The 24,151-nt window shown below is 62.6% G+C and carries 21 protein-coding genes; 17 read left to right on the forward strand and 4 right to left on the reverse strand.

What is annotated here, in order from left to right; all coding sequences use genetic code 11:
* Window positions 1–2: 2 nt before the first annotated feature.
* On the forward strand, window positions 3–494 hold the full coding sequence (gene def / locus ACSAGD_RS05860; RefSeq protein WP_437584786.1) for a peptide deformylase: 492 nt from the start codon (window positions 3–5) through the stop codon (window positions 492–494).
* 81 nt (window positions 495–575) lie between these two features.
* Here def and ACSAGD_RS05865 read toward each other — a convergent pair whose 3' ends face one another.
* Window positions 576–2,396 carry an AMP-dependent synthetase/ligase gene (locus tag ACSAGD_RS05865; RefSeq protein ID WP_437584787.1) on the reverse strand — a complete coding sequence of 607 codons (1,821 nt, stop codon included), beginning with the start codon at window positions 2,394–2,396 and terminating at the stop codon, window positions 576–578.
* A gap of 176 nt (window positions 2,397–2,572) precedes the next feature.
* Between ACSAGD_RS05865 and ACSAGD_RS05870 the strand changes: the two genes are divergently transcribed.
* The 3 genes from ACSAGD_RS05870 to ACSAGD_RS05880 all read left to right on the forward strand — a co-directional run bounded on the left by ACSAGD_RS05870 (window position 2,573) and on the right by ACSAGD_RS05880 (window position 5,676).
* Window positions 2,573–3,529, forward strand: coding sequence for an ROK family glucokinase (locus ACSAGD_RS05870; protein WP_437584788.1), 957 nt, complete (start codon window positions 2,573–2,575; stop codon window positions 3,527–3,529).
* A 27-nt stretch (window positions 3,530–3,556) separates the two neighbouring features.
* A complete protein-coding gene (locus tag ACSAGD_RS05875) occupies window positions 3,557–4,246 on the forward strand; it encodes a lysophospholipid acyltransferase family protein (protein WP_437584789.1) in 690 nt (229 codons plus the stop codon).
* 65 nt (window positions 4,247–4,311) lie between these two features.
* Window positions 4,312–5,676, forward strand: a complete 1,365-nt coding sequence (locus ACSAGD_RS05880; protein ID WP_437585117.1) for a class II 3-deoxy-7-phosphoheptulonate synthase — start codon at window positions 4,312–4,314, stop codon at window positions 5,674–5,676.
* A 93-nt stretch (window positions 5,677–5,769) separates the two neighbouring features.
* Here ACSAGD_RS05880 and pknB read toward each other — a convergent pair whose 3' ends face one another.
* Both pknB and ACSAGD_RS05890 read right to left on the reverse strand, forming a co-directional pair.
* Window positions 5,770–7,710: a Stk1 family PASTA domain-containing Ser/Thr kinase gene (pknB, locus tag ACSAGD_RS05885; RefSeq protein WP_437584790.1), complete on the reverse strand. Its 1,941-nt coding sequence runs from the start codon at window positions 7,708–7,710 to the stop codon at window positions 5,770–5,772.
* Between the two features lie 101 nt (window positions 7,711–7,811).
* On the reverse strand, window positions 7,812–8,981 hold the full coding sequence (locus ACSAGD_RS05890; RefSeq protein ID WP_437584791.1) for a LysM peptidoglycan-binding domain-containing protein: 1,170 nt from the start codon (window positions 8,979–8,981) through the stop codon (window positions 7,812–7,814).
* 248 nt (window positions 8,982–9,229) lie between these two features.
* Between ACSAGD_RS05890 and ACSAGD_RS05895 the strand changes: the two genes are divergently transcribed.
* The gene (locus tag ACSAGD_RS05895; protein ID WP_437585118.1) at window positions 9,230–9,517 is read left to right on the forward strand and encodes an Rv2175c family DNA-binding protein; all 288 of its coding nucleotides are present in this window, start codon (window positions 9,230–9,232) and stop codon (window positions 9,515–9,517) included.
* Window position 9,518: 1 nt separating this feature from the next.
* Here the strand turns inward: ACSAGD_RS05895 and ACSAGD_RS05900 are convergent, their stop codons facing one another.
* A complete protein-coding gene (locus tag ACSAGD_RS05900) occupies window positions 9,519–10,610 on the reverse strand; it encodes a polyprenyl synthetase family protein (protein WP_437584793.1) in 1,092 nt (363 codons plus the stop codon).
* Between the two features lie 83 nt (window positions 10,611–10,693).
* Here ACSAGD_RS05900 and ACSAGD_RS05905 point away from each other — a divergent pair, with 83 nt between their 5' ends.
* The 12 genes from ACSAGD_RS05905 (at window position 10,694) to ACSAGD_RS05960 (ending at window position 24,138) form a co-directional block, all read left to right on the forward strand.
* Window positions 10,694–11,080 carry a DUF3040 domain-containing protein gene (locus ACSAGD_RS05905; RefSeq protein WP_437584794.1) on the forward strand — a complete coding sequence of 129 codons (387 nt, stop codon included), beginning with the start codon at window positions 10,694–10,696 and terminating at the stop codon, window positions 11,078–11,080.
* 432 nt (window positions 11,081–11,512) lie between these two features.
* The gene (gene mraZ, locus ACSAGD_RS05910; protein ID WP_437584795.1) at window positions 11,513–11,944 is read left to right on the forward strand and encodes a division/cell wall cluster transcriptional repressor MraZ; all 432 of its coding nucleotides are present in this window, start codon (window positions 11,513–11,515) and stop codon (window positions 11,942–11,944) included.
* Between the two features lie 96 nt (window positions 11,945–12,040).
* Complete coding sequence (gene rsmH, locus ACSAGD_RS05915; protein WP_437585119.1) at window positions 12,041–12,997, forward strand: 16S rRNA (cytosine(1402)-N(4))-methyltransferase RsmH; 957 nt, start codon at window positions 12,041–12,043, stop codon at window positions 12,995–12,997.
* A complete protein-coding gene (locus ACSAGD_RS05920; protein WP_437584796.1) occupies window positions 12,994–13,557 on the forward strand; it encodes a hypothetical protein in 564 nt (187 codons plus the stop codon). The genes rsmH and ACSAGD_RS05920 overlap by 4 nt, the downstream gene beginning before the upstream one ends.
* 86 nt (window positions 13,558–13,643) lie before the next feature.
* On the forward strand, window positions 13,644–15,365 hold the full coding sequence (locus ACSAGD_RS05925; protein WP_437584797.1) for a peptidoglycan D,D-transpeptidase FtsI family protein: 1,722 nt from the start codon (window positions 13,644–13,646) through the stop codon (window positions 15,363–15,365).
* Between the two features lie 46 nt (window positions 15,366–15,411).
* Window positions 15,412–16,824 carry a UDP-N-acetylmuramoyl-tripeptide--D-alanyl-D-alanine ligase gene (locus ACSAGD_RS05930; protein WP_437584798.1) on the forward strand — a complete coding sequence of 471 codons (1,413 nt, stop codon included), beginning with the start codon at window positions 15,412–15,414 and terminating at the stop codon, window positions 16,822–16,824.
* The gene (mraY, locus tag ACSAGD_RS05935; RefSeq protein ID WP_437584799.1) at window positions 16,821–17,933 is read left to right on the forward strand and encodes a phospho-N-acetylmuramoyl-pentapeptide-transferase; all 1,113 of its coding nucleotides are present in this window, start codon (window positions 16,821–16,823) and stop codon (window positions 17,931–17,933) included. Before ACSAGD_RS05930 ends, mraY begins: the two co-directional genes overlap by 4 nt.
* Window positions 17,930–19,465: a UDP-N-acetylmuramoyl-L-alanine--D-glutamate ligase gene (murD, locus tag ACSAGD_RS05940; RefSeq protein ID WP_437584800.1), complete on the forward strand. Its 1,536-nt coding sequence runs from the start codon at window positions 17,930–17,932 to the stop codon at window positions 19,463–19,465. The genes mraY and murD overlap by 4 nt, the downstream gene beginning before the upstream one ends.
* Window positions 19,428–20,633 carry a putative lipid II flippase FtsW gene (ftsW, locus tag ACSAGD_RS05945; RefSeq protein ID WP_437584801.1) on the forward strand — a complete coding sequence of 402 codons (1,206 nt, stop codon included), beginning with the start codon at window positions 19,428–19,430 and terminating at the stop codon, window positions 20,631–20,633. Before murD ends, ftsW begins: the two co-directional genes overlap by 38 nt.
* Window positions 20,630–21,709, forward strand: coding sequence for an undecaprenyldiphospho-muramoylpentapeptide beta-N-acetylglucosaminyltransferase (gene murG, locus ACSAGD_RS05950; protein ID WP_437584802.1), 1,080 nt, complete (start codon window positions 20,630–20,632; stop codon window positions 21,707–21,709). The genes ftsW and murG overlap by 4 nt, the downstream gene beginning before the upstream one ends.
* 27 nt (window positions 21,710–21,736) lie before the next feature.
* On the forward strand, window positions 21,737–23,134 hold the full coding sequence (murC, locus tag ACSAGD_RS05955; protein ID WP_437584803.1) for a UDP-N-acetylmuramate--L-alanine ligase: 1,398 nt from the start codon (window positions 21,737–21,739) through the stop codon (window positions 23,132–23,134).
* A gap of 5 nt (window positions 23,135–23,139) precedes the next feature.
* Entirely contained in the window at window positions 23,140–24,138 is a 999-nt protein-coding gene (locus ACSAGD_RS05960; RefSeq protein WP_437584804.1) for an FtsQ-type POTRA domain-containing protein, read from the forward strand.
* The last annotated feature ends 13 nt before the right edge of the window (window positions 24,139–24,151 follow it).

Raw genomic sequence — 24,151 nt, forward strand, 5'->3', positions numbered from 1 at the left:
CAGTGACTGAACGTCCTATCCGCCTCTTCGGCGACCCCGTGCTGAAAGCTCGCTGCGAGGAGATCACGACCATTGACGACAGAGTCCGCGGGCTCATCGCAGATCTGCTCGATTCGGTGAAGCTGCCCGGTCGCGCCGGAGTCGCTGCGAACCAGATCGGCGTCGGCCTGCGCGCGTTCAGCTACAACGTCGATGGCGAAGTCGGGTACGTCATCAACCCGGTCCTCGCCGAGGTGCGTGGTGAGAAGGAGCTTATCGATGAAGGATGCCTGTCAGTTCCCGAGCAATGGCATCCGACGCCCCGGCACCCGTGGGCACGCGTGACGGGCATCGACCTCGACGGCAACGAGATCTCCGTTGAGGGGACGGGAGTTCTCGCGCAGGCACTTCAGCACGAGACCGACCACCTCGACGGCTACCTGTATCTCGATCGTCTCGAGAAAGACGAACGTCGTGCCGCGATGAAGCAGGTTCGCGAATCGACCTGGTTCTGACAATCTGGGGAGAATGAAGAAGCGGGATGCCGCGCCGAGACGTCTCGGCGCGGCATCCCGCTTTTGTGGCCCTTGCTCGCCTTATTTGAGCGAAAGTCCCTGAGTGGGCTGTGGCACGTTGTACATCCGATCGATCACCTCGGCGAAGTCCTTCACGATGACATTGCGCTTGATGCTGAGCTTCGGCGTCAGGTGGCCGGATGCCTCGGTGAACTCGACATCGAGGATCTCGAACTTCCGAATCGACTCAGCGCGTGAGACTCGCGTGTTCGCCTGATCGACGGCACGCTGTACCTCGGCGATGACCGCCGGGTTCTTGGCCGCCTCGGAGACAGACATCGAGGCATCCTGGCCATTGTTCTGCAACCACGTCGGGAGCATCTCCGGGTCGAGCGTGACGAGCGCCGCGATGAACGGTTTCTGATCGCCGACGACGACGATCTGGCCGACGATCGGGTTCGCTCGGACGGGGTCCTCGAGTACGGCGGGAGCGACGTTCTTACCGCCCGCGGTGACGATGATCTCCTTCTTGCGGCCGGTGATCGTCAGGAAGCCGTCGTCGTCGAGGCTCCCGATGTCGCCGGTGCGGAACCAGCCGTCTTCGAAGGAGTCCGCCGTGGCCTCCGGGTTGTTCCAGTACTCCTTGAAGACATCGATGCCCTTGACCTGGATCTCCCCGTCGTCAGCGATTCTGACGCTCATGCCGGGAAGCGCTGGTCCGACGGTGCCGATCTTCGAGTTGCTCGGCAGGTTGACCGTCGCGGGCGCGGTCGTCTCCGTGAGACCGTAACCCTCGAGGATCGTGACACCGAGCGCGTGGAAGAAGTGGCCAAGGCGTGCGCCGAGCGGTGCGGACCCTGAGACCGCGTACTTGACGTTTCCGCCCATGGCTGCGCGAAGCTTCGCGAACACGAGCTTGTCGAACAGAAGGAACTTCAGTTTGAGCTTGAACGGCACGGAGCCCGACTCCAGCGCCTTGCTGTACTCGATCGCCGTCTCCGCAGCCTTGCGGAAGATCTTGCCCTTGCCGCCGGACTCTGCCTTCTGCTCAGCGGAGTTGTAGACCTTTTCGAAGACACGAGGAACTGCCAGCAGGAAGGTCGGTTTGAACGAACCGAGGGACTCGAGCAGCCGGCTTGTGTCGGGCTGATGGCCGACCTTCACGCCGGCGTGAACGGCGAGCACCGAGATGAAACGCGCGAACACGTGTGCAAGCGTGATGAACAGAAGAGTGGATGCTCCGGGTTCGACGACCTCCTTGAGGGCGACCGCGGAGTTGCGCGAGAGCTCGACGAAGTTCGAATGCGTCAGTACGCATCCCTTCGGAGTGCCCATGGAGCCAGAGGTGTAGATGAGCGTTGCCATGTCAGAGCCGACCGCACGAGATCGACGTGCCTCGATCTCGTCATCGGTGATGTCCGCTCCGCTCGCGGAGAGCTTGTCGAGATCGCCCAGGTGTATCTGCCAGACCGGTCCGATGCCAGGCAGGTCGCTGTGCACCTCATCGAATCGCGAGAAGTGCTCTGCTGTCTCGACGATCATGGCCGTCGCACCGGAGTCGCTCAGAATCCAGTGGATCTGTGACGGCGAGCTGGTCTCGTAGACGGGAACGAGCGTTGCGCCGGCGAACCAGGTCGCGAAGTCGACGAGCGTCCACTCGAAGCTGGTCTTGCACATGAAGCCGATCTTGTCCCCAGGATTGACCCCGGAGGCGGCGAGCCCCTTCGCGAGCGCGATGACTCGTGTGAGGAACTCTGACGACGTGAGGTCACGCCAGCCGTCGCCATCCGGAACCGAGAAGAGCGGCTCATTGGGAGTGAGCTTCACACGTTCCAGCAGCAGATCCGTGGCATTTGCTTCCGGGTCTGCGGGGACGACAGCGGGAACGGAGTGGGATTCCACAGTAGCTCCTTCGATACGTGGTCGGGTACGGCTTTCCTCTACTCTAAAGTGAGGACCCGTGCTGAGGCGGGATCGTCGGAGCGCGCTCGGCGGTTTCCTCACACGGAATCCGTACGCGCGCGACGTTTTTTGTGGGAAACATCAGATTTCGTCAGAAAGTCAGTGGAGGTTCAGGCGTGCACGCTATTGGGATCGATATCGGTGGCACGAAGATCGCCGGTGCGGTTGTCGATGTAGACGGTGAGATCGTCGCCGAAGACCGTGTGCCGTCACCGGCTGCTGACAGCACCGCGATCGAAGACGCTGTCGTCGACATGGTGACCCGTCTGCGCGAAGGCCACGACATCGCCGGGGTGGGGGTCGCCGCCGCAGGATTCATCGACGCGGCGCAGTCGATCGTCTATTACGCGCCGAATCTGAGCTGGCGCAATGAACCGTTCCGCGAGAAACTCACCGCGCGTCTCGGGATGCCAGTCGTCATCGAGAACGACGCCAATGCCGCGGGGTGGGCTGAGTTCCGCTTCGGCGCGGCTCAGCTTGTCAGTGACATGGTGATGCTCACGATTGGCACAGGGGTCGGCGGCGCGATCGTCGTTTCTGACGAGCTCTTCCGCGGTGGATTCGGCACGGGAGGTGAACTCGGGCACGTGCGGCTCATTCCCGGTGGGCTTCCGTGCGGGTGCGGGGCTGCAGGATGCCTCGAACAATACGGCTCCGGCAGGGCTCTCGGGCGACTCGCCAACGAGCTGGCGGATGCCGGAGGCATCGGCCGCGCCCTCGCGGAGAAGCGGGAAGCTGCGGGCGGCACACTGAGCGGCACCGATATCTATGAACTGATCGTGAGTGGTGACGGCGGCGCCCTCACCGCGCTTCGGCGCCTCGGCTCGTACATCGGACAGGGCTGTGCAACGCTGGGCGCCGTGCTCGACCCGCAGATGTTCGTCATCGGCGGGGGAGTGGCACAGGCGGGCGAGCTGCTTCTCGAGCCCGTGCGCAACGCCTATCTCGAGAACCTCCCCGCGCGTGGTTACCATCCGGAACCGGAGTTCGTCATTGCCGAACTCGTCAACGATGCAGGCGTGGTCGGCGCGGCTGATCTGGCACGCATCGCGGCTGAACGTACACGGGCATAGCCTCAGCGGGAGATACTGGTAAGCACGATGTTCTACTGGATCATGAAGCACATCATCGTCGGGCCCCTGCTCAAGGCGATATTCCGGCCCTGGGTCGTCGGTGCTGAGAACGTCCCTGCCCGGGGGGCCGCGATCATCGCGAGCAACCACCTTTCGGTGATCGACTCCATCTTCCTGCCTCTCTATCTCGATCGGCGCATCTCATTCCTCGCGAAGAGTGACTACTTCACAGGGCGAGGTCTCAAGGGATGGGCGACGCGTGCGTTCATGACCGCCACAGGCCAGCTTCCGATCGACCGCTCTGGCGGCAAAGCGTCGGAAGCATCGCTGAACACTGGGCTCGGAGTGCTCGGTCGAGGGGAGCTCCTCGGGATCTACCCGGAAGGGACGCGCAGCCCTGACGCACGCATGTACCGCGGACGCACGGGGGTTGCTCGCATGGTGCTCGAGGCGGGTGTTCCGATCATCCCCGTCGCGATGGTGGACACAGAGAGCATCATGCCGATCGGGTCCGCCATGCCGAAGATCCGTCGTCCCGGGATCATCATCGGCGAGCCGCTCGATTTCTCCAGGTTCGCCGGTCTTGAGGGTGATCGCTTCATTCTGCGCTCGGTGACCGATGAGCTCATGTATGAACTGCAGAAGCTCAGCCAGCAGCAGTACGTCGATGTCTATGCCTCGACCGTGAAAGACAAGCAGACCGCCGTTTCGCGGTAGGCTGAAACTTACGCAGTTTTGCGTTATTCATCCCCCTTTCGACAGAGACAGGAATGCCCGTGACAATGTCAGATGATCCGGTAGTGAAGGCAGATGAATCTGTGATCGCCGGGCTCGACTATTGGCGTGAGCTTCCGATCAAGCAGCAGCCCGAATGGCCCGATCCGGATGCCGTCGCAGAGGTGTCGCGAGAAATCGCGACGCTCCCTCCACTCGTCTTCGCCGGCGAAGTCGATCTCCTGCGCGATCGCATCGCGCGGGCGGCCCGTGGTGAGGCTTTCCTGCTTCAGGGCGGAGACTGCGCTGAGACGTTCGCCGGTGCCACGGCGGACCAGATCCGCAACCGAGTCAAGACGATTCTTCAGATGGCCGTCGTTCTGACGTACGGAGCATCGATGCCCGTCATCAAGATGGGGCGCATGGCTGGCCAGTTCGCGAAGCCCCGCTCCAAAGACACCGAGACGCGCGGCGATGTCACGCTTCCTGCGTACCGGGGCGACATCGTCAACGGCTACGACTTCACTCCGGAGTCGCGTCGGGCCGACCCCAATCGCCTGCTTCGCGGGTACCACATGGCTGCCTCCACCCTCAACCTGATCCGCGCGTTCACGCAGGGTGGGTTCGCGGACCTGCGCGAGGTGCACTCCTGGAACCGGGGCTTCGCCGCGAACCCGGCGAATCAGCGCTATGAGCACCTGGCGAAGGAGATCGATCGCGCCATCAAGTTCATGGAGGCTGCGGGCGCTGATTTTGACGAGCTCAAGCGGGTCGAGTTCTACACGTCGCACGAGGGACTGCTCATGGACTATGAGCGTCCGATGACGCGCATCGATTCACGCACCGGCCTGCCTTACAACACGTCGGGCCACTTCATCTGGATCGGTGAGCGCACTCGTGACATCGATGGCGCACACGTCGACTTTCTCTCTCGAGTCCGCAACCCCATCGGGGTGAAGCTCGGACCGACGACCTCGGTCGACGACATGCGCCGTCTGATCGACAAGATCGATCCGGAGCGGGAGCCCGGCCGGATCACGTTCATCACGCGCATGGGCGCAGGAAAGATCCGTGACGCGCTTCCTCCGCTGCTCGAAGCGATCAAATCTGAGGATGCCAATCCCCTCTGGGTGACCGACCCGATGCACGGCAACGGCATCACGACGCCGACCGGCTACAAGACCCGGCGCTTCGACGACGTCGTGAACGAGGTTGAAGGGTTCTTCGAGGCCCACCGCGCTGTCGGAACCCATCCGGGCGGCATCCACGTGGAGCTCACCGGCGACGACGTCACCGAGTGTCTCGGTGGCTCCGAGCACATCGACGAGGAGACCTTGGCCACACGCTACGAGTCTCTCTGCGATCCGCGGCTCAACCACATGCAGTCGCTTGAGCTCGCGTTCCTGGTGGCAGAGCAGCTCGGCAAAGCCTGAATCCACTGAATGACTGAGGGGACGCTCGCGAGCGTCCCCTCAGTCATTCAGCAATGATGAGCGTAGCGAACACTCACCGCTCAGGCGCCTCAATCAGAGCTTCGCGGTGATGGTGACGGTGGAACCTCGTTTGATCATCTTTCCGGCGGCCGGATCCGTGGAATCGACGGCGAATAGGTCGTTGATGACGGCATCCCAGTATTGTTCGGGGATGTTCGTATCGATCTCGACCTTGAAGCCCTTGTCCTCAAGATCCTGTTTCGCTCCGTTGATCGTCTTACCCACGACGTCAGGCACCTCGACGAGATCCTGGCCCTTGGAGACGACGAGGTCGACGGTGTCACCCGGGTGAAGCGGAGTCTTGTACTTCGCGTCGATGACCGTCCCCTTTGGCACAGAATCGCTGAACTGCTCCGTGATCGTGCCGAGCTCGAGGTCGGCCTCTGTGAGCGCCTGTGTCGCAGCCTCCTGTGTCTGGCCACTCAGAGCAGGCACAGCGCCGACGGAGACCACGAAGTCGACGGTCTTTCCTTGGAAGGTGTCTCCGCCTCCGGTGACATCCTTGTCGTCGATGGATGCCGCGATGACACCATTCTTGTCCACCTCGCTCGTGAACTGATAGGCGGTCTTCCCCATCTTGAGACCGAGCTTCTCGATGGTCTTCTGCGCCTCATCGATCGGCATAGCGGCCAGCGAAGGAACGGTCTCCGGCTTCGGCCCCTGTGAGATGTTGATGGTGACCGTCGAGTTCTTGTACACGAGATCGCCCGCAGCAGGTTCCGTGCTCGAGACGAGTCCTTTGTCGACGGTAAGCGTGTACTCTTTGCCTTCCTTCACGATGAGGCCGAGTTCAGTGAGAGCTTGTGCGGCCTCATCGGGCGACGCTTTGACGAGCGAGTCGGGAATCGCCACGCGTGAGCCGGGACCCGTGCCGAAGTACCATCCGGTGCCCCCGACCATCGCGCACAGCAGCACGACGACTGCGAAGAGCCAGAACCCTTTGCGTCTGCGTCGGTCGACGGTCGCGGTCAGCTTCTTGACGTCTCCGGTGGCCGCGATCATCGGCCCGAGCGGGTCGGTGGTTCCCGTTTGGGTGGGCCCGGAGGTGTAGATGCTCGTCTCGAACGCCTCGGTCTCGTCCATCGGAATGGCAGTGGTGTGGTGAACGGGGAGCGCTGTCAGGCTGTAACCCAGCTCTGCTTCAACCTCGTGAAGACGATCGAGCATCTCCTGCGCATCCGCTGGTCGCTCGTCCGGGTCGCGCTCCGTCGCCCAGAGCACCATGTCGTCGATCTCATCCGGAATGTTGGGGACGCGTGAACTGGGGCGGGGCACCGAGTCGTTCGCATGCTGATAAGCGATCTGCATCGGCTGTTCACCCTTGTAGGGCTGCTCGCCGGTCAGCATCTCGAACATCATGATTCCGAGCGCATAGATATCGCTTCGTGTATCGGCAGTGCCGCGGGTGACGAGTTCGGGGGAGAGGTAAGCGATGGTGCCGAGCAGTGCCTGGCCCGTTGCGGTGTTTGCGCTGGCGGCGCGAGCGAGCCCGAAGTCGCTGATCTTGATGCGACCATCGTCTGCGAGAAGCACGTTCTCCGGCTTTACGTCTCTGTGCACGATCCCTTCGCGGTGCGCCGAGGCGAGACCGGAGAGAACCGCGTCCATGATGTCGACGACCTGTTGCGGTGTCAGTGAGCCGTGATCGTGCAGCAGCTCTCTCAGGGTGATGCCCGGCAGATACTCCATGACCAGATAGGCCATGTCGCCGTCCTGACCCTGATCGAACACGCTGACGACGTGGGGATTCGCGAGCCGTGCAGCTGAACGGGCCTCCTGCACGAACCGGTTGGTGAAGGCCTGATCATCGGAAAGGTGACCGTGCATGATCTTGATCGCGACGCGCCGCTCAAGCCGGTGATCGGTGGCGACGTAGACTGTTGCCATACCGCCTCGCGCGATGCGCGAGCGCACCTCATAGCGACCGTCGATCACACGGCCGATCAGAGGGTCGGTTTGCTGGCTAGTCGTCACGACACGAGTCTACGAATTCGTTGCTGGGAAGTCGGCGCGGACACACGGGACGCGGCCTATTGAGCGGTGTTCGTTATCGAATCGTCAGCTGCCGCGCAAGCTCAGCCGAGCTGCTTCAGCCAGGAGCGAGCCGACGTCTCCCACCGGGCATAGGCATCCGGGTACGCCGAGATCTGCACCGCCTGAGCCGCTTCGGTCACCGACATGTTCTCCCACCCGTCGATGTCAAGAAGGCCGAGGGTCTTCCCTGTCACACCGGTGAAGAAGACCCGTGACGCGTACTCGGTGTCCATGAGCTGGTCAGCTGTTCCCCAGCCCTGGCTCGGTCGCTGCTGAAACAGTCCGACCGAGTCACGGTCGCCGTGATCCACGTTTCGGAGACTCGACTCCTGCATCGCCGCTGCAAGCGCGATGACGAGACCGTAGTCGCTCACTCCGAGCGAGCGTCCGATGCGAATGATGGTCTGCGCATTCGTCGTCATCTCGGCGGTGAGCGGTGTCACACCCTCGTCCGTCCCCTTCTCAGCATCCTTCGACGACTCGGTCGGGGTTTCAGAGCCGGGGATCACAAGCTTCTGACCGATGTAAATGATGCTCGACCAATTCAGATCATTGGCGTCGAGGAGAGCCTGAATGCTGACCCCGTGATCCGCGGCGATCCCGCTGACGGTGTCTCCAGACTTGACGGTGTAGCTTCCGCCTGTGCTGTCTTGTGACTTCGAGGAGTCGCTCTTGGATTCTCCGGAGCCCTCGTAGCCGGAGGTGTTGCTGGGGATAGTGAGCGTGTCTCCGGGGTAGATGGTGCTCGACCATGTGAGGCCATTGGCATCGAGCAGCGCCTGAGTGCTCACCCCGTGATCCGCGGCAATCCCACTGGCCGTGTCGCCGGACTCGACGGTGTAGGACGAGGATGCCTCTGCGGTCTGAGGAGTGTCTGTGGGGGACTGTGCAGAGCGTGTCAGTGAGAGCGTCTGACCGGCGTGTACCGAGCTGGCCTGTGTGAGCCCGTTCAGAGCAGCCACTGTGCGAGCGTCCAAGCCGAACCTGTGCGCGATTCGTTCGATGGAGTCGTCCTTCGCCACGGTGTAGTTGGGCGGTGTCGGCCCAAGATGGCGCACGATGTCTGCTGACTGTGGCTTTCCGGAGAGCGCCCGTGCACCGAAATCAGCCGTTCGATGCTCCGCTGCTGCTGCAGGAACGGTCGGCATGCTCGCCGTCACCGCTCCCAGGATCGCAATTGGAACCATCGATTTCGCTGTCGCCGTTGCCATGTCTCGTCCCCCTGTACGTCGATGTGCAACGTCATAACCGTTACATAGGCTGTTTCCCCTGTCAATCGGACTGATCAGAGTTGAGGATGTGACGAACGTTATGGGAGAACGGGATGGTGCTTCTGATCGAAGCCCGCGTCTCGGGTTCAAAACGAGGGACGAAGTGGTGGAGAGGGCGTCACACGTGGCACACTCGATGCGTGGAACACAGCGTTGAAGAATGGCTCCCGCTTCCCGACGTCGCCGAGATGCTCGATATCTCCGTGAGCAGAGTTCGGCGCCTGATCGAAGACCGCGAACTGCTTGCCGTCAGGCGGGAGGGGATCCGAGTGGTTCCCGCCTCGTTCATCCGTGATGGTGCTCCCGTCAAAGAGGTGCGAGGTACGCTCTTTGTCCTCCTCGATGCTGGTTTCAGCGACGACGAAGCGATCGAGTGGATGCTCGCGCCCAACGACGCGATCGGTGAGACGCCGATCGCAGCCCTACGCGCCGGCCGTAAGTCGGAGGTTCGGCGAGTCGCCCAGGCTCTTGCGTGAACTACGCCTCGCGTTGCGCCACTGACTCCGCGAGCTCGGATAGCTCTCTCACGGCGGCTGCGTCAAGGTCTGCTTCGGTGAGGGCGTCGACGGCTCGCTGAGCCTCAGCTGCGATTCGCTGTTCGATCTGCTCCTCAGCACCGCTCGTCCGAATGATTGACTGAACGTGTGCGATGTCATTGTCGGTGAGTGTGGGATCACCGAGGAGGCGATCGAGCAGCTCCCGGTCCTGCGCTGAGACGGACGATCGCGTGAGGCTGATGAGTACCGTGCGCTTGCCCTCGCGAAGATCATCTCCACTCGGCTTCCCGGTGACAGCGGAGTCGCCGAAGACTCCGAGGAGATCATCTCGCAGCTGATATGCCCGTCCAAGCGGCAGCCCGTAGGAGCGAAGCGCCGCGAGCTGATGGGTGGTGGCACCAGCTGAGAGCGCACCGATCGCGACTGGCGCCTCGACGCTGTACTTCGCCGACTTATACGTGATCACGGCCTCCGCACGCGTCAGCTGCTCGTCATCCGCGTGGTCGGCCCACGCCTGCTCCTCGAGGATGTCGAGGAACTGCCCCGCGGTCACTTCGGTGCGCATTCGGGTGAACTCTGCGCGAGTGGATGCCGCGCGCGCGTGATCATCGAGATGGCTCAGAGCCTCGTCGAGGAGTTCGTCGCTCCACCCGAGCAGAAGGTCGCCCAGAAGGATCGCCGCAGATCGTCCGTATTCGCCCGAGTCACCGTTCCACGCTGCAGCTCTGTGCTGACTCTGAAAGGCTCGATGAGCGGAGGGGCGGCCTCGTCGCGTGTCGGAATTGTCGATGATGTCGTCGTGGACGAGTGCCGCCGCATGGAAGATTTCGAGCGCAGAGGCGAGTCCCACGATGGTCTCGGAAGATGATTCGGCCGAACGTCCTGTTATCGCCCGCCACCCTTGGTGGCAGAAGCGTCCGCGGAACCTCTTTCCGCCGCTGAGAAAGTTCCTTGAGAAGGCAGAGAACTCAGCTGTTTCCTCAGATACGCGAGACAGAATAGAGGTGCGTTCGCGGAGGAAAGAATCCAAACGATTCTGAATCAGTGGAAGCAGCGGCTGAGGATCAGGCACGTGCCTAGCCTAGTCGCTCAAGAGCGGGATAGAATTGAGATGTACCTGGAGTCGTATCCGAACTCGCGAGAAGGGGGAAGACGATGCCGCTATCTGAACAGGAGCAGAGGCTCCTAGATGAGATGGAGCGTCATCTCTACCGAAATGACGCCGATTTCGTGTCGACCACGGGCGATCGCCGGGGGCGGCCGTCGTACCGTGGCATCGCCATTGGCAGCCTGATCGCGCTTGTCGGAATCGCGGCACTGGTCGCCGGAGTGATCACGCAGCTTCCCATTATCGGGATCATCGGCTTCGTGGTGATGCTCGGTGGTGTGCTTTTCGCGATGGCTCCCTCGAAGAATGCGGACGACGCAGTCTCGTCGTCCCCTTCCTCCCCACCTCGCGCGAACGGGCAGGCTCGTCAGCGCGCTGGGTTCATGGACCGAATGAATGAGCGATGGGACCGTCGTCAGGACGGCGATCGCTGACGCGACTCGAGCCGGGGACTCCTGGCATAGAAGTTAAGGACCGACCATCGGGTCGGTCCTCTTCTTTTTAAGCGCTCTTCTCGCACGCGTCGCACGAGCTTCGAGAGCGCCGCTCCACGTGTCTCCACGCCCAGATCGATGGCTTCTCCACTTTCCTCCCCGGACCGCCCGAAGCATATCTGAGCGTCTCTTTTGCCGCCGAAATGCGCCATTTTTCGCCTGTCGAAGTGTCGACGACGACCTCGATCGACGCGCTTGTGCGTTCTATTCATGAAGAGCCCTCCACCCGCCTCCACCATGGGAATTCCGCGGAATGGCGGTGACTTTCCGTGAGTGAACTGTGTATTCTGGCTCTAGTTCTGGGAAAAGTGGGTGATTGTGGAGTAAAGTGGAGTGCATCTCCACGTTGGCCGGCGAAGAGGGGAGGGGCCGATGTTCCTCGGCACGTACTCTCCGAAGCTGGACGACAAAGGGCGAATCATCCTTCCCGCCAAGTTCCGCGATGAGCTCTCCGGCGGTGTCGTGATGACGCGTGGGCAGGAAAACTGCATCTACGTATTCAGCGCTCGCGAGTTCGAATCGATGCACGAGAAGATCCGGCAGGCCCCGGTGACGTCGAAACAGGCGCGGGACTATCTCCGCGTCTTCCTCTCGGGCGCAAGCGCTGAGACGCCTGACAAACAGAACCGCATCACGATTCCCCACAATCTGCGCAGCTACGCAGGACTTGATCGTGAGCTCACTGTGATCGGTGCGGGCAACCGTGCTGAGATCTGGGACTCCGAGGCATGGGAGACCTACCTCGCCGACCAGGAGACCGCATTCGCTGAGACGGCGGAGGAGGTGATCCCGGGGCTCTTCTGACCCTCGACGCTGACTCCCAGCCGTGACAGCCCTGACACACTTCCCCGGTGCCAGGTCGGAACGGATGGGGATCAGTTTCGAGGGACCCGGATGACTATGGCAATTGACGACATCCACACCCCGGTTCTGCTCGATCGATGCATCGAGCTCCTCGAGCCCGCCGTCAGCGGTGGGGAGAAGGTGCTCATCGACGCGACACTCGGTATGGGCGGACACACGGAGGCGCTCCTCGAACGTTTCCCTCAGCTGCACGTGATCGGACTAGATCGCGATTCCGAAGCGCTCGGCATCGCTCGTGACCGCCTCTCGTCTTTCGAGTCGCGACTCACCACGGTCAAGACCGAGTACGACGCGATCGCGATGGCGAAGCAGCATGCGGGCGTCGGGCGAATCGACGGCATCCTTTTCGATCTCGGCGTGTCATCACTTCAACTTGACCGCGTCGAACGCGGATTCTCGTACTCGCACGATGCCCCGCTCGATATGAGGATGGACGACGAAGGCGAGCTCACCGCAGAGAAGGTGCTCGCTGAGTACAGCGAAGCGGATCTTCGGAGAATCTTCCATCGCTACGGCGAAGAGAAACTCGCGGGTCGGTACGCTCGGGCGATCGTGAAGGTCCGGGAAACCGCCCCGCTCACTCGATCTGCCGAACTCGTGCGCATCATCGATGAGGCGACACCCGCCGCGGCGCGACGCAGCGGTCATCCCGCTAAACGCGTCTTTCAAGCGCTGCGGATCGAGGTCAACAGTGAGCTGGCCGTTCTCGAGAGGGCGGTCCCCGCCGCACTCGATGCCATCGCGCAGAACGGCCGGGTCGTCGTCATGTCCTACCAGTCGCTTGAGGACCGCATCGTCAAACAGGCCTTTCAGGCTGCGACGTCGTCGAGCGCGCCCATCGACCTTCCGGTTGAGCTGCCCGAGCATCAGCCGGAGTTCCGTTTGCTCACGCGAGGGGCTGAGCGAGCGTCAGAAAGTGAGATCGCTGCGAATCCGCGCGCGACGCCGGTGAGGCTGCGAGCGGTCGAACGCATCAGGGGGAACACACCATGAGTACTGCAGTCGCACGCGCGACCCGACCACTGGAGTCGCCGCAGCGCAGACCGGAGACGCGACCGCTTCGCGCCGTCCCGTTGCGGGAGAAGCGGCGGACTCGCCCGAAGCTCGCCTATGCGCTCACGACGATCACCGCGGTGAGCGGGATCGTGGTGGCACAGCTGCTTTCGAGTGTGGCCCTGAGTCAGGGAGCGTATGAGCTCTCGGCGCTCAAATCCCAGCAGCGAGCTCTCAGCCTCGAGCAGCAGTCGCTCAATCAGCAGCTCGAAGTGCTCCGTTCGCCGCAGAACGTGGCGCAGAGCGCACAGGAGCTCGGCATGGTCATCAATCAGAGCCCGGTGTACCTGAAACTGTCGACAGGAACTGTCCTCGGAGTTCCGGGCCCGGGAGGCGAAGCGACCGAGCGTCCGCTCGGCGACTCATTCGTCGAGAACAGCCTGATCGTGCCGCAGACCCCCGGGGCAGACGAATCGAAGAAGGCAGGCGAGCCTGAGAAGAAAGCACCGAGCTCGCCGTTACCCTTTGACGGAGGGTTGCCGTCCCCTAAGACTCACTGACCCGAGAGCGCCCTCGTGAGGGATGACCCGTGAACCACGCACGAAGAACAAGCAGACGCCGATCGATCGTGGCGATCGTTTGCGTGATGGCGGTGTTCGCCGCATTCGTCGTCCGCCTCATCGACATCCAGATCGTGAATGCATCTCAGCTGCAAGCCGATGCGGCGAAGAAGACCTCGAGTGAGCTCACTGTCTACGGTGAGCGGGGCTCCATCGTCGATACGAATGGAAACGTGCTCGCTGGGAGCGTCATGCGCTACGACCTCTCTGTCGCGCCTGTGAACGTGAACGAGTTCTCTCGGACATCTGATGACGGCGAGAAGACCAAAGTGAGCGTCGAACAGGCGGCATCCGAGATTGCCGACATCGTCGGAACGACGGGAAAGAAAGTCCTCGACATCATCGACGGCGCTCTGGCGGACAACCCTGAGTCGCTCTATGCTCCGCTCGCCAAATCGATCGACGTGGATCAGTACCGCGAGATCGACGCTCTCGACGTTCCGTGGCTGTACGCGAAGAAGCATCCCGCCCGGCTATACCCGAACGGGGCGGTCGCCGGCAATGTGGTCGGGTTTGTAGGGTCTGATAGAACACCGCTCGCTGGCGTTGAGCTTTACATGGACTCCTGTCTCCAATCGCAGAACGGAGTTCAGGCTTACCAGCGAGGCAAAGATGGCGTCGCGATCCCGGGCTCCATGCGCACGGTGGAGCCCGCGCAGAACGGCGGGACCGTCAAACTCACGATAGACAGTGACCTGCAGTGGTACGCCCAGCAGCGTCTCGCGGAGCAGGTTGAGGCGACGCACGGAACCTGGGGCATCGTGACTGTCATGGAGGCGGCGACGGGAAAGCTTCGCGCGGTCGCGGAGTATCCCTCCGTGGACCCGTCCAACGTATCGGGAACCGCTGCGGCTGATCGCGGGTCGCGTGCGTTCACAACGCCGTACGAACCGGGCTCGACGTTCAAGACGCTCCTGGCAGCGTCCTTGATCGACGCTGGACTCGCAGATCCGACGACCCACGTCGTCGCGGATGGCTGGTACCACCCGAGCAATGGGGCGGAGATCAAGGACTCGTTCGCTCACGGTCCGATGAATCTCACCTTGACGGGGGTCCTGGCGGAATCGTCCAATACCGGGATCTCACAGCTGGGTGAGCGGATGTCTGCGAAAGACCGCTATGAGTATCTGAAGAAGTTTGGGGTGGGCTCGAAGAGTGCGGTCGGGTTCCCCGGCGAATCGTCGGGGCTACTCCATCCGTGGAACGACTGGGACAACCAGACCTTCTACGCGACGATGTTCGGTCAGGGGCTGTCGACGACCGCGATCCAGGATGTCAGTGCCTATCAGGCTCTTGCGAATGGAGGAGTGCGATTGCCAGCGCAGCTCGTTGAGGGCTGCATCCAGCCGGACGGCACCGTCACAGACGTCCCGAGTTCGAAGGGAACCCGGGTCGTATCGGAGAAGGCGGCGAACCTGACTGTCGAGATGCTCGAGAGCGTGCCGACGGAGGGACACTTCGGAACCACTCTGCAGATTCCTGGGTATCGGGTTGCGGCGAAATCCGGAACCGCTCAGCAGGGTGATGGATCCGGAGGGCTCAAGTCGACGTACATCGTGTCGATGACAGGCATGGCTCCTGCAGAGAATCCTGAGTACATCGTTTCGGTTACGATCGCGAACCCGACTACCATTAGGTCGTCCGCGGCGGCGGCTCCGACGTTCCAGCAGGTCATGACTCAGGTGCTCAAGTCGTATGACGTACCGCCGTCGACGGAGCCGGCTCCCAACTGGCCAACGCGATTCTGACGCACACACCGCGCGTCGAGCCACTTACGAAGGAGACAGAGCACCGGTGATCACACTCACCATCGCCGAGATCGCAGACGCGGTCTCAGGGCGTTTCGACGCCTCGGGAAGCGACCTCACCGAATCGAGCGACGTGTCTGGTTTCGTCGAGACCGACTCTCGCGAGATCACCGCGGGCGGCATCTTCGTCGCGAAGCGCGGTGATGTGACGGACGGTCACCGCTTCGTCGGGGCCGCTCACGCGAACGGGGCAGCACTTGCTCTCGTGGAACACACCGTCGACGTGCCTATCGCACAGATCGTGGTTGACGACGCAGTGACGGCCCTCGGTGCCCTCGCCTCAGCGGTGATTGCGCGTGTGAAGCGCGAAGGAGAGCTGACGGTGATCGGCATCACCGGCTCCAACGGAAAGACAACGACGAAGAACCTGCTCGGCGCGATCCTGTCGCCCGAGGCTGAGACCGTCCTGCCGCGGAACTCCTTCAACAACAGTGTCGGAGCGCCGACAACGATGCTTCGCGTCACGGAGAGCACGCGCTATCTGATCTCGGAGATGGGCGCCTCAGGAATTGGACACATCGCCCGCCTTGCTCAGATGGCAGCGCCTGACATCGGAATCGAACTCAAGGTCGGAATGGCACACGCCGGCGGGTTCGGCGGAATCGACGCAACAGCCACGGCGAAGACGGAACTCGTGGAGGCCCTTCCCGAGAGCGGAGTGGCGATTCTGAACCGGGACGATCCGAGAGTGGCGGCGATGGCCGAGTCAACGCGGGCTCGCATCGTGTGGTTCGGTGAGCACCCAGATGCAGATGTGCGCGCTGACAACATCGCCGTTTCCCGGGAGGGCACGTCATTCACAGTGACGACTCCGACGGGGGCGACGCGCGAGGTGGCTTTCCGCGTCCTAGGTGAGCACCACGTATGGAACGCGCTGGCGGCTCTTGCTGCCGCGCTCGAACTGGGAATCGACCTCGACACAGCCGTCGAGCGGCTAGAGACCGTGACGCGGGCGGAGCGCTGGCGAATGGAGGTGATGGGCGGTCGCGATGAGGTCACCATCATCAATGACGCGTACAACGCGAGCCCCGATTCGGTGGCGGCTGCCCTCAAGACCCTTGTTCTCGTCACACCGAGGGAGAAGCGCACTGTCGCTGTCCTCGGAGCGATGAGCGAGCTCGGCGAGTTCACCGGCGAGGAGCACGATCGCATCGGACTCACAGTGGTCCGACTCGGCATCGACCAGCTGGTCGTTGTCGGCCCCGAAGCTCGCCGCCTCCACATCTCTGCAATAAATGAGGGATCCTGGGCCGGCGAATCCGTGTACATGGAGACCGCTGATGAGGCGTTCGACTATCTCTCGCGTGAAATACATTCGGGCGATACGGTGCTTGTCAAGTCCTCGAATTCGGTTGGTCTGCGTTTTCTCGGCGACCGGTTGGGAGAATTGTTCTCGTGATTGCCCTACTGACGGCCGGAGCTCTCTCGGGAGCGTTCACGCTGTTCCTGACTCCGCTTTTCATTCGACTGTTCCGTGCCCTCGGGTGGGGGCAGTTCATTCGAGATGACGGGCCGCAGTCGCACCATTCCAAGAAGGGCACGGCGACGATGGGCGGCATCGTCGTCATCATCGGCACGCTCTTCGGCTACTTCACCGCGATGCTCCTCACCGGGGACCGAATCAGCGCCTCCGCGCTTCTCGTCCTGTTCATGATGGTCGGGCTCGGCGTCGTCGGATTCGTCGACGACTTCCTCAAGACGCGCAAACAGCAGAGCCTCGGCCTCGGTGGCTGGGAGAAGATCGCCGGCCAGCTCATCGTCGCGGCGATCTTCGCCGTGCTCGCCATTGGCTTCCCGAACAGCATGGGATTCACACCAGGCTCGACCGCGATCTCGCTCATCCGCGATCTCGACATCGACTTCCTTGCGCTCACCCAGTGGGGCTTGGGCGGCACGATTCTCGGCTTCCTGCTTTACTTCGTCTGGATCTCCGCCCTTGTGACCGCGACGTCCAACGGCGTCAACGTCACCGACGGGCTCGACGGTCTGGCGACCGGAGCGAGCATCCTCGCGATCGGCTCCTACATCATCATCGGCTTCTGGCAGTACAACCAGTCCTGCTTCAGCCGTGCACTCTCAGGCGACCTCGCATACAAGTGCTATGAGGTCGTGGATCCGCTCGGACTCGCGATCGTGGCGTCTGCGATCGTCGGTGCGCTGATCGGCTTCCTCTGGTGGAACACCACCCCAGCACAGATCTTCCTCGGCGACACAGGGTCGCTCGCGCTCGGCGGCGCCGTGGTCGCACTGGCCATCCTGACGCACACGGAGATCCTCCTCGTGCTGATCGGCGGTCTGTTCGTCATCGAAGCCGGATCCGTGATCGTCCAACGCGCGTTCTTCAAACTCACGCATGGCAAGCGCATCTTCCTGATGAGCCCGATCCACCACCACTTCGAGCTCAAGGGCTGGGCCGAGATCACGGTCGTCGTCCGATTTTGGATCATCGGCGGTCTGCTCGTGGCGGCGGGCGTTGGCACCTTCTACCTCGAATGGATCTCACGATGACTCCACGGCACGCGGTACCAGACCGCATCTCCGGGCTCACCAGCTGGCACTCAGAATGGTCCGGCCTTCGAGTCGCAGTACTCGGGCTCGGGGCGACAGGCTTCTCCGTCGCCGACACGCTGACAGAACTGGGTGCCGAGGTCGTGGTTCTCGCCGAAGAGGCAGACGAGCAGCGTGCCCGGCTGCTCCCCGTGATCGGTGCGCGACTGGTCGAGCACGATCTTCAGAGTCCGCCTCAGGAATTGCTGGATCTTGATCCCGAGGTGATCGTCGCATCTCCCGGATTCTCGCCCCATCACCCGCTTATCACGTGGGCGGGGGAACAGGGCATCCCTCTCTGGGGAGACATCGAGCTGGCGTGGCGTCTTCGAGACAAGACTGGCACGCCAGCCGAGTGGATTCTCGTGACCGGGACGAACGGCAAGACGACGACAGTTCAGCTTGCGGCCAGCATGATCGCCGCAGCCGGGCACACCGTCGCACCGTGCGGCAACATCGGAGTGCCCGTTCTGGATGCGGTCCGTGACCCGGCGGGATTCGACGTCTTCGTCGTCGAGCTTTCCAGTCACCAGCTTCATTACCTCAAACAGAGCGGGGCAGATGTCTCTCCGCTCTCTTCGGTGTGTCTCAATATCGCCGCCGATCACCTCGAATGGCACGGCTCCTTCGAGAGCTATCGCGACGCGAAGGCGCATGTCTACGAGAACACCCGTGTCGCATGCGTGTACAACAAAGCGGACGACGAGACACGGTCGATGGTCGAGGATGCCGAAGTCATCGAAGGTGCGCGGGCCATCGGCTTCGATCGGGGAGTTCCCGGACCGAGCGACTTCGGAGTCGTGGACGGCATTCTCTGCGACCGTGCATTCCTCGATGACCGTCGTTCGACGGCGTTGGAGATCATCACCATCGAGGAGCTCACAGCCGTCGGCCTCGACGCGCCCCACGTGGTGTCCAACGTTCTCGCAGCCTCCGCTCTCGCGCGATCGTACGGAGTCTCGCCGGAGGCGATCAAAGCGGCACTGCAGAACTTCTCGCTTGATGCCCACCGCATCGAGACGGTGCTCGAGTCTGACGGCATCCGCTGGGTCGATGACTCGAAGGCGACGAACGCTCACGCAGCCGAGGCGTCGCTCATGGCCTACACATCGGTCGTGTGGATGCTCGGCGGCCAGCTCAAAGGCATAGACATCGAACCGCTCATCGAACGCCACGCCGCGCGTCTCCACGGCGCCGTCGTGATCGGGGCGGAGCAGCTGGCGATCTCCTCAGCGTTGGAGCGACACGCGCCCGACGTTCCCGTCGTGCTCGTCGATCCGGCAGAAACTGAAACTGTGATGCGACGCGCGGTGCATGCCGCACGGTCGATCGCGGAACCCGGGGACGTCGTGCTGCTCGCTCCGGCTGCGGCATCATTCGATCAATTCGAAGGGTACGCGGAGCGCGGGCGCCAGTTCGCGGACGAAGTGCGAAATTCTCAGGGAGGTGGGGCAGATGCCACGACAGACGAGCCTCACCGACCCAACGCCTGAGCGCACGGGCCCGAGCGCGACACGCCTGACTCTGGGTCGTCTCGAGAAGGCGGTTCCGTCGAACTTCGTGCTGCTGCTCGGGGTCACCCTGTTCCTCGTGATCTTCGGGCTGGTCATGGTCGCTTCGGCATCCTCGATCGACTCGTACCTCGACTCGGACGGATTCTTCGGCGGCTTCTGGAAGCAGGCGACGTACGCCGCGATCGGCATCCCGCTCATGCTCGTGATGAGCCGGTTTCCGATCTCATTCTGGAAACGCTGGGCATGGCCGGCGATCGGCGCCTCGCTCGTTCTCCAGGGCCTCGTCTTCACACCGCTCGGAATCGATGATGGCGGCAACCGAAACTGGATCGCTCTGGGGCCGATTCGCGGACAGCCATCCGAGCTGGTGAAGCTCGCACTCATCATCTGGCTCGCGATGATTCTGACGCGCAAGCAGAAGAAGCTCGACGACTGGAAGCACGTTCTCGTTCCCGTTGTCCCGGTCGCTGGTCTCGCCATTCTGATGGTCCTGCTCGGTCATGACCTCGGAACCGTCAGCATCATCGCGGGGATCGTGCTCGGCGCGCTGTACTTCGCGAACGTGAAGCTTCGCTACCTCGCCGTCCCGGTGCTGATCGGCGCAAGCCTGCTCGTGGTCATGGCGCTGACGAGTGAGAACCGGATGCGTCGAATCCTCTCGTTCCTCGACGCTGAGTGCGCCGACTACGAAGGACTGTGCTGGCAGCCGCTCCACGGAACGTGGGCTCTCGCCGGTGGCGGCATCTTCGGTCGGGGACTCGGAAACTCCCACGAGAAATGGGCGTGGCTCCCCGCGGCATCCAACGACTACATCTTCGCCATCATCGGAGAAGAGCTCGGTCTGATCGGCTGTATCGTGCTCCTGGCTCTCTTCGTCGTGATGACGGTGATCTTCCTGCGCATCATGCGATCGGCATCCGACCCCTTCACACGCATCGCAACCGGTACAGTAATGGTTTGGATCATCGGGCAGGCGTTCGTCAACATCGGCGTCGTGCTCAGGGTGTTCCCCGTGCTCGGTGTTCCTCTTCCGTTCATATCCGCGGGAGGAACCGCGCTACTGACCGGGATGATGGCGATAGGCGTCGTGCTCTCGTGCGCGCGACATGATGATGCGAGCCGTGCTCGCGTGGAGGCTGGACAATGACTCGGTACCTCTTGGCAGGTGGCGGAACGGCGGGGCACGTCAATCCGCTGCTGGCGACCGCTGATGCGATCAGGGAGCGGGAGCCGGATGCTGAGATCGTCGTGCTCGGCACAAAGGAGGGCCTCGAAGCTCGACTGGTGCCTGAGCGAGGCTACGAGCTCAGCATGATTCCAAAAGTGCCGTTCCCTCGCCGCTTGAACAAGGCGGCATTCAAGTTTCCGAATCTGCTGAGGCGAGCACGAGGACGTGCCATCCGTCTCATCGACAGACGCTCCATCGACGTCGTGGTCGGCTTCGGAGGGTATGCGGCGACGCCGGCGTATCTCGCGGCGAAGAAGCGCCATATTCCGCTCGTCGTTCACGAGGCGAATGCCAAGCCCGGCCTGGCGAACATTCTCGGGGCTCGCTATACGAAGTTCGTTGGTGTGGCCTTTCACGGCACCAAGATCAAGAACGGACGTTTCGTCGGCATGCCGTTGCGCCCCGAAATCGAGAAGATGGACTTCGACAAGGCACGCCGAGAGGGCATCGAGCGATTCGGCCTCGACCCGGCGCGGAAGACGCTGCTTGTGACGGGAGGATCCCAAGGAGCGCTGCGGCTCAACACGGGGATCATCGATGCGGCGCAGGACATCATCGATGCAGGGTGGCAGATCATCCATCTCGTCGGCGAGAAGGCGAACATCACGGCGCCAAAGCAGCTTCAATACCACATGGTCAGGTACTGCGACCGAATGGACCTCGCCCTCGCGGTCGCGGACTTCGCGGTCTCTCGCGCCGGCGCGGCGACGGTGTCAGAGCTGACGGCCGTCGGAGTGCCCGCGATGTACATCCCGTACCCGGTCGGCAACGGCGAACAGCGTCTCAACGCAGCAGATGCTGTAGGGGCGCGCGGAGCCATCCTCGTCGATGACGCTGACTTCACGCCCGAGTACGTGCGCGAGCAATTGGTGCCGCTGCTCAGCGATCAGGTGCGCGTGCATGACATGGCTGTGCAAGCTCGCCACATCGGCTCGCTCGAAGGCACGAAGCGTATGCTTCAGCTGATCGACGACGCCGCCGCATCGGCATCCTGATTCGCTCCCTGAACGAAGGACCCCACTGTGATCAAGCCCGACCTCTCCGCTCCCGTTCCCGAGACGATTGGTGCTGTGCATTTCGTCGGTATCGGCGGATCCGGCATGAGCGGCATCGCTCGGCTCTTCCTCGCGGGCGGGCATCGTGTGAGCGGATCTGACCGCGGCGAGTCGGAGAACGTGGACGAGCTTCGCGCTCTCGGTGCTGAGATCGCGATTGGGCATGACGCGGCGAACCTCGGTGATGTGGATGCCGTTGTCGTGACGAGCGCGATCTGGCCAGACAACCCCGAGTACCTTGCGGCGAAGGAGCGAGGCATCCCCGTGCTGCATCGCTCGCAGGCGCTGGCCTGGCTCATCGCCGGATCACGTCTCGTCTCCGTGGCGGGTGCGCACGGCAAAACCACCTCGACCGGCATGATCGTGACGGGACTCCTCGGGCTTGGGGCAGATCCGAGCTTTGTGAACGGCGGCGTGATCGAGTCGCTCGGAGTCAGCTCGCGGCCCGGATCGGATGACCTTTTCGTGGTCGAGGCGGATGAGTCCGATGGCTCGTTCCTCCTGTATGACACCGCTGTGTCGCTCATCACGAACGTGGACCCCGACCACCTCGACCACTACGGGTCACTGGAGAACTTCGAGAAGGCGTTCGTCGAGTTCGCGGAGAAGTCTCGAGAGCTCGTCGTGATCTCGGCCGATGATCCCGGTGCGAGTCGCGTGCGGAGCCGCGTGAAGCATCCTCATGTCATCACGTTCGGTGTGGCTGAGGATGCCGACGTGCGCATCTCGAACGTCAGCGAATCGGGCCCGCTCGCCTTCATCGTCACCTACCGCGGTGTCGACTACTCGGCGGCGCTCGGGGTTCCCGGCATGCACAACGCAATAAACGCGGCAGGTGCTTTCGCTGTGCTCGTCGGACTGGGATTCGACCCCGCGGACTCGATTCGCTCCATCGGGGACTTCGGTGGGACCAAACGTCGCTTCGAACTTCACGGAACCATCGGGGGCGTCAGTGTCTTCGACGACTACGCACATCACCCGACGGAAGTGGCAGCAGCCCTCGGAGCCGCACGCACTGTTGTCGGTGCCGGGCGCATCATCGCCGTGCACCAACCGCATCTTTACAGTCGCACCAAGCTCTTCGCGGGCGAGTTCGCCGAAGTCCTCGAGGAGTACGCCGACCATACGATCGTGCTCGACGTGTGCGGGGCGCGCGAGGACCCGATTCCGGGAGTGACCGGAGAGCTCGTCTCGGAGCGGTTCGGAGACGTTGCCAACGTCGACTACGTTCCCGATTGGCAGAAGGCGGCTGATCGTGCAGCTGAACTTGCGCGTGAGGGAGACTTCATCATCACGCTCGGCTGCGGTGACGTTTACCTGATCGTTCCGCAGCTGCTCGAGGCGCTCGGACAGGAGCACGGGTAGGCAGAGTGAAGCGTCCAGGGGGATTCACGCCGGCTGCGAAGCCGGAGCCGGAGAACGAGAAGCCTGACACCGATCGTGGTGATGTCATCACGTATGTCGGTCGATTCTCTTCCGGTTCTGCAGGTGAGCCCCCTGAGAAGCAGGATGCCGGCGCAGAACGCACCGCTGACGAAGAGCAGAAGGCATCGAAGCTCGACGAGTACCCGCGGGATGGCTCGGATCGATCGCCACGCGGCTTCGGATGGTGGTCGCTGCAGCGAGCCGTCTGGGCGCGGCGCCGGCTGGAGCGCCAGGAGATCAAGCGGTTCACAGCGCGCCAGCGGAGGCGTCGACGCAACATCCTGATCTCGCTTGGCGCAGTGCTCCTCGTGGCTGTTGGTTCAGTCGGCGTGGCGTACTCACCGATCATGGCCGTAAAAGAAGTGACGGTTGAGGGAGCGAAGCTTGTCAACAGCGATGCCATCGTGGAGGATCTGAAGAGTCAGATCGGCACGCCGCTGCCGCTTGTCGATCAGCGTGCGATCAAGGCATCCCTCGTCAAATATCCGCTGATCCAGAGCTACACCGTCGAGGCTGTGCCGCCGTCGACGCTGATCGTTCGACTTGTGGAGCGCGAGCCTCTCGGCGTGCTGAAAGCCAAGGACGGCTATTCGGTTGTGGATGCGGCGGGAGTCGTGCTGCGGACCTCCACAGAGCGTCCAGCGGGCTTCCCCGTCATCGACACGAGCCCCGACCCGGAGAGCCGAGGCTTCACCGCTGCGGCCGCCGTTCTGCGAGCGCTTCCCGATGATGTGCGCTCGAAGGTGGATCGTATCGAGGCGTCGACCCGCGACGATGTCACGCTGGTCTTCGCCGACAGCGGAGCGATCGTGCGGTGGGGGAGCGATGAGAACTCTGCTCAGAAGGCGAAGACGCTCACCGAGCTGATGAAGGCGTACCCTCCTGACTCCGTGGAGTACTACGACGTCTCCAGCGCCGAGAACGTGGTGCTCAAACCTCGCTGAGCTGTCGAAACGC

This window comes from Paramicrobacterium salitolerans (genome assembly GCF_051513965.1).
Classification (GTDB): domain Bacteria; phylum Actinomycetota; class Actinomycetes; order Actinomycetales; family Microbacteriaceae; genus Paramicrobacterium.

Bases quoted from the DNA above. Each gene is read 5' to 3' on its own strand.
- ACSAGD_RS05925 (WP_437584797.1), top strand. From the start codon at position 13,644: ATGGCGGTGTTCGCCGCATTCGTCGTCCGCCTCATCGACATCCAGATC.
- ACSAGD_RS05920 (WP_437584796.1), top strand. From the start codon at position 12,994: ATGAGTACTGCAGTCGCACGCGCGACCCGACCACTGGAGTCGCCGCAG.
- ACSAGD_RS05875 (WP_437584789.1), top strand. From the start codon at position 3,557: ATGTTCTACTGGATCATGAAGCACATCATCGTCGGGCCCCTGCTCAAG.
- murG (WP_437584802.1), top strand. From the start codon at position 20,630: ATGACTCGGTACCTCTTGGCAGGTGGCGGAACGGCGGGGCACGTCAAT.
- ftsW (WP_437584801.1), top strand. From the start codon at position 19,428: ATGCCACGACAGACGAGCCTCACCGACCCAACGCCTGAGCGCACGGGC.
- murD (WP_437584800.1), top strand. From the start codon at position 17,930: ATGACTCCACGGCACGCGGTACCAGACCGCATCTCCGGGCTCACCAGC.
- mraZ (WP_437584795.1), top strand. From the start codon at position 11,513: ATGTTCCTCGGCACGTACTCTCCGAAGCTGGACGACAAAGGGCGAATC.
- ACSAGD_RS05890 (WP_437584791.1), bottom strand. From the start codon at position 8,981: ATGGCAACGGCGACAGCGAAATCGATGGTTCCAATTGCGATCCTGGGA.
- ACSAGD_RS05880 (WP_437585117.1), top strand. From the start codon at position 4,312: ATGTCAGATGATCCGGTAGTGAAGGCAGATGAATCTGTGATCGCCGGG.
- ACSAGD_RS05905 (WP_437584794.1), top strand. From the start codon at position 10,694: ATGCCGCTATCTGAACAGGAGCAGAGGCTCCTAGATGAGATGGAGCGT.
- ACSAGD_RS05895 (WP_437585118.1), top strand. From the start codon at position 9,230: ATGCTCGATATCTCCGTGAGCAGAGTTCGGCGCCTGATCGAAGACCGC.
- rsmH (WP_437585119.1), top strand. From the start codon at position 12,041: ATGGCAATTGACGACATCCACACCCCGGTTCTGCTCGATCGATGCATC.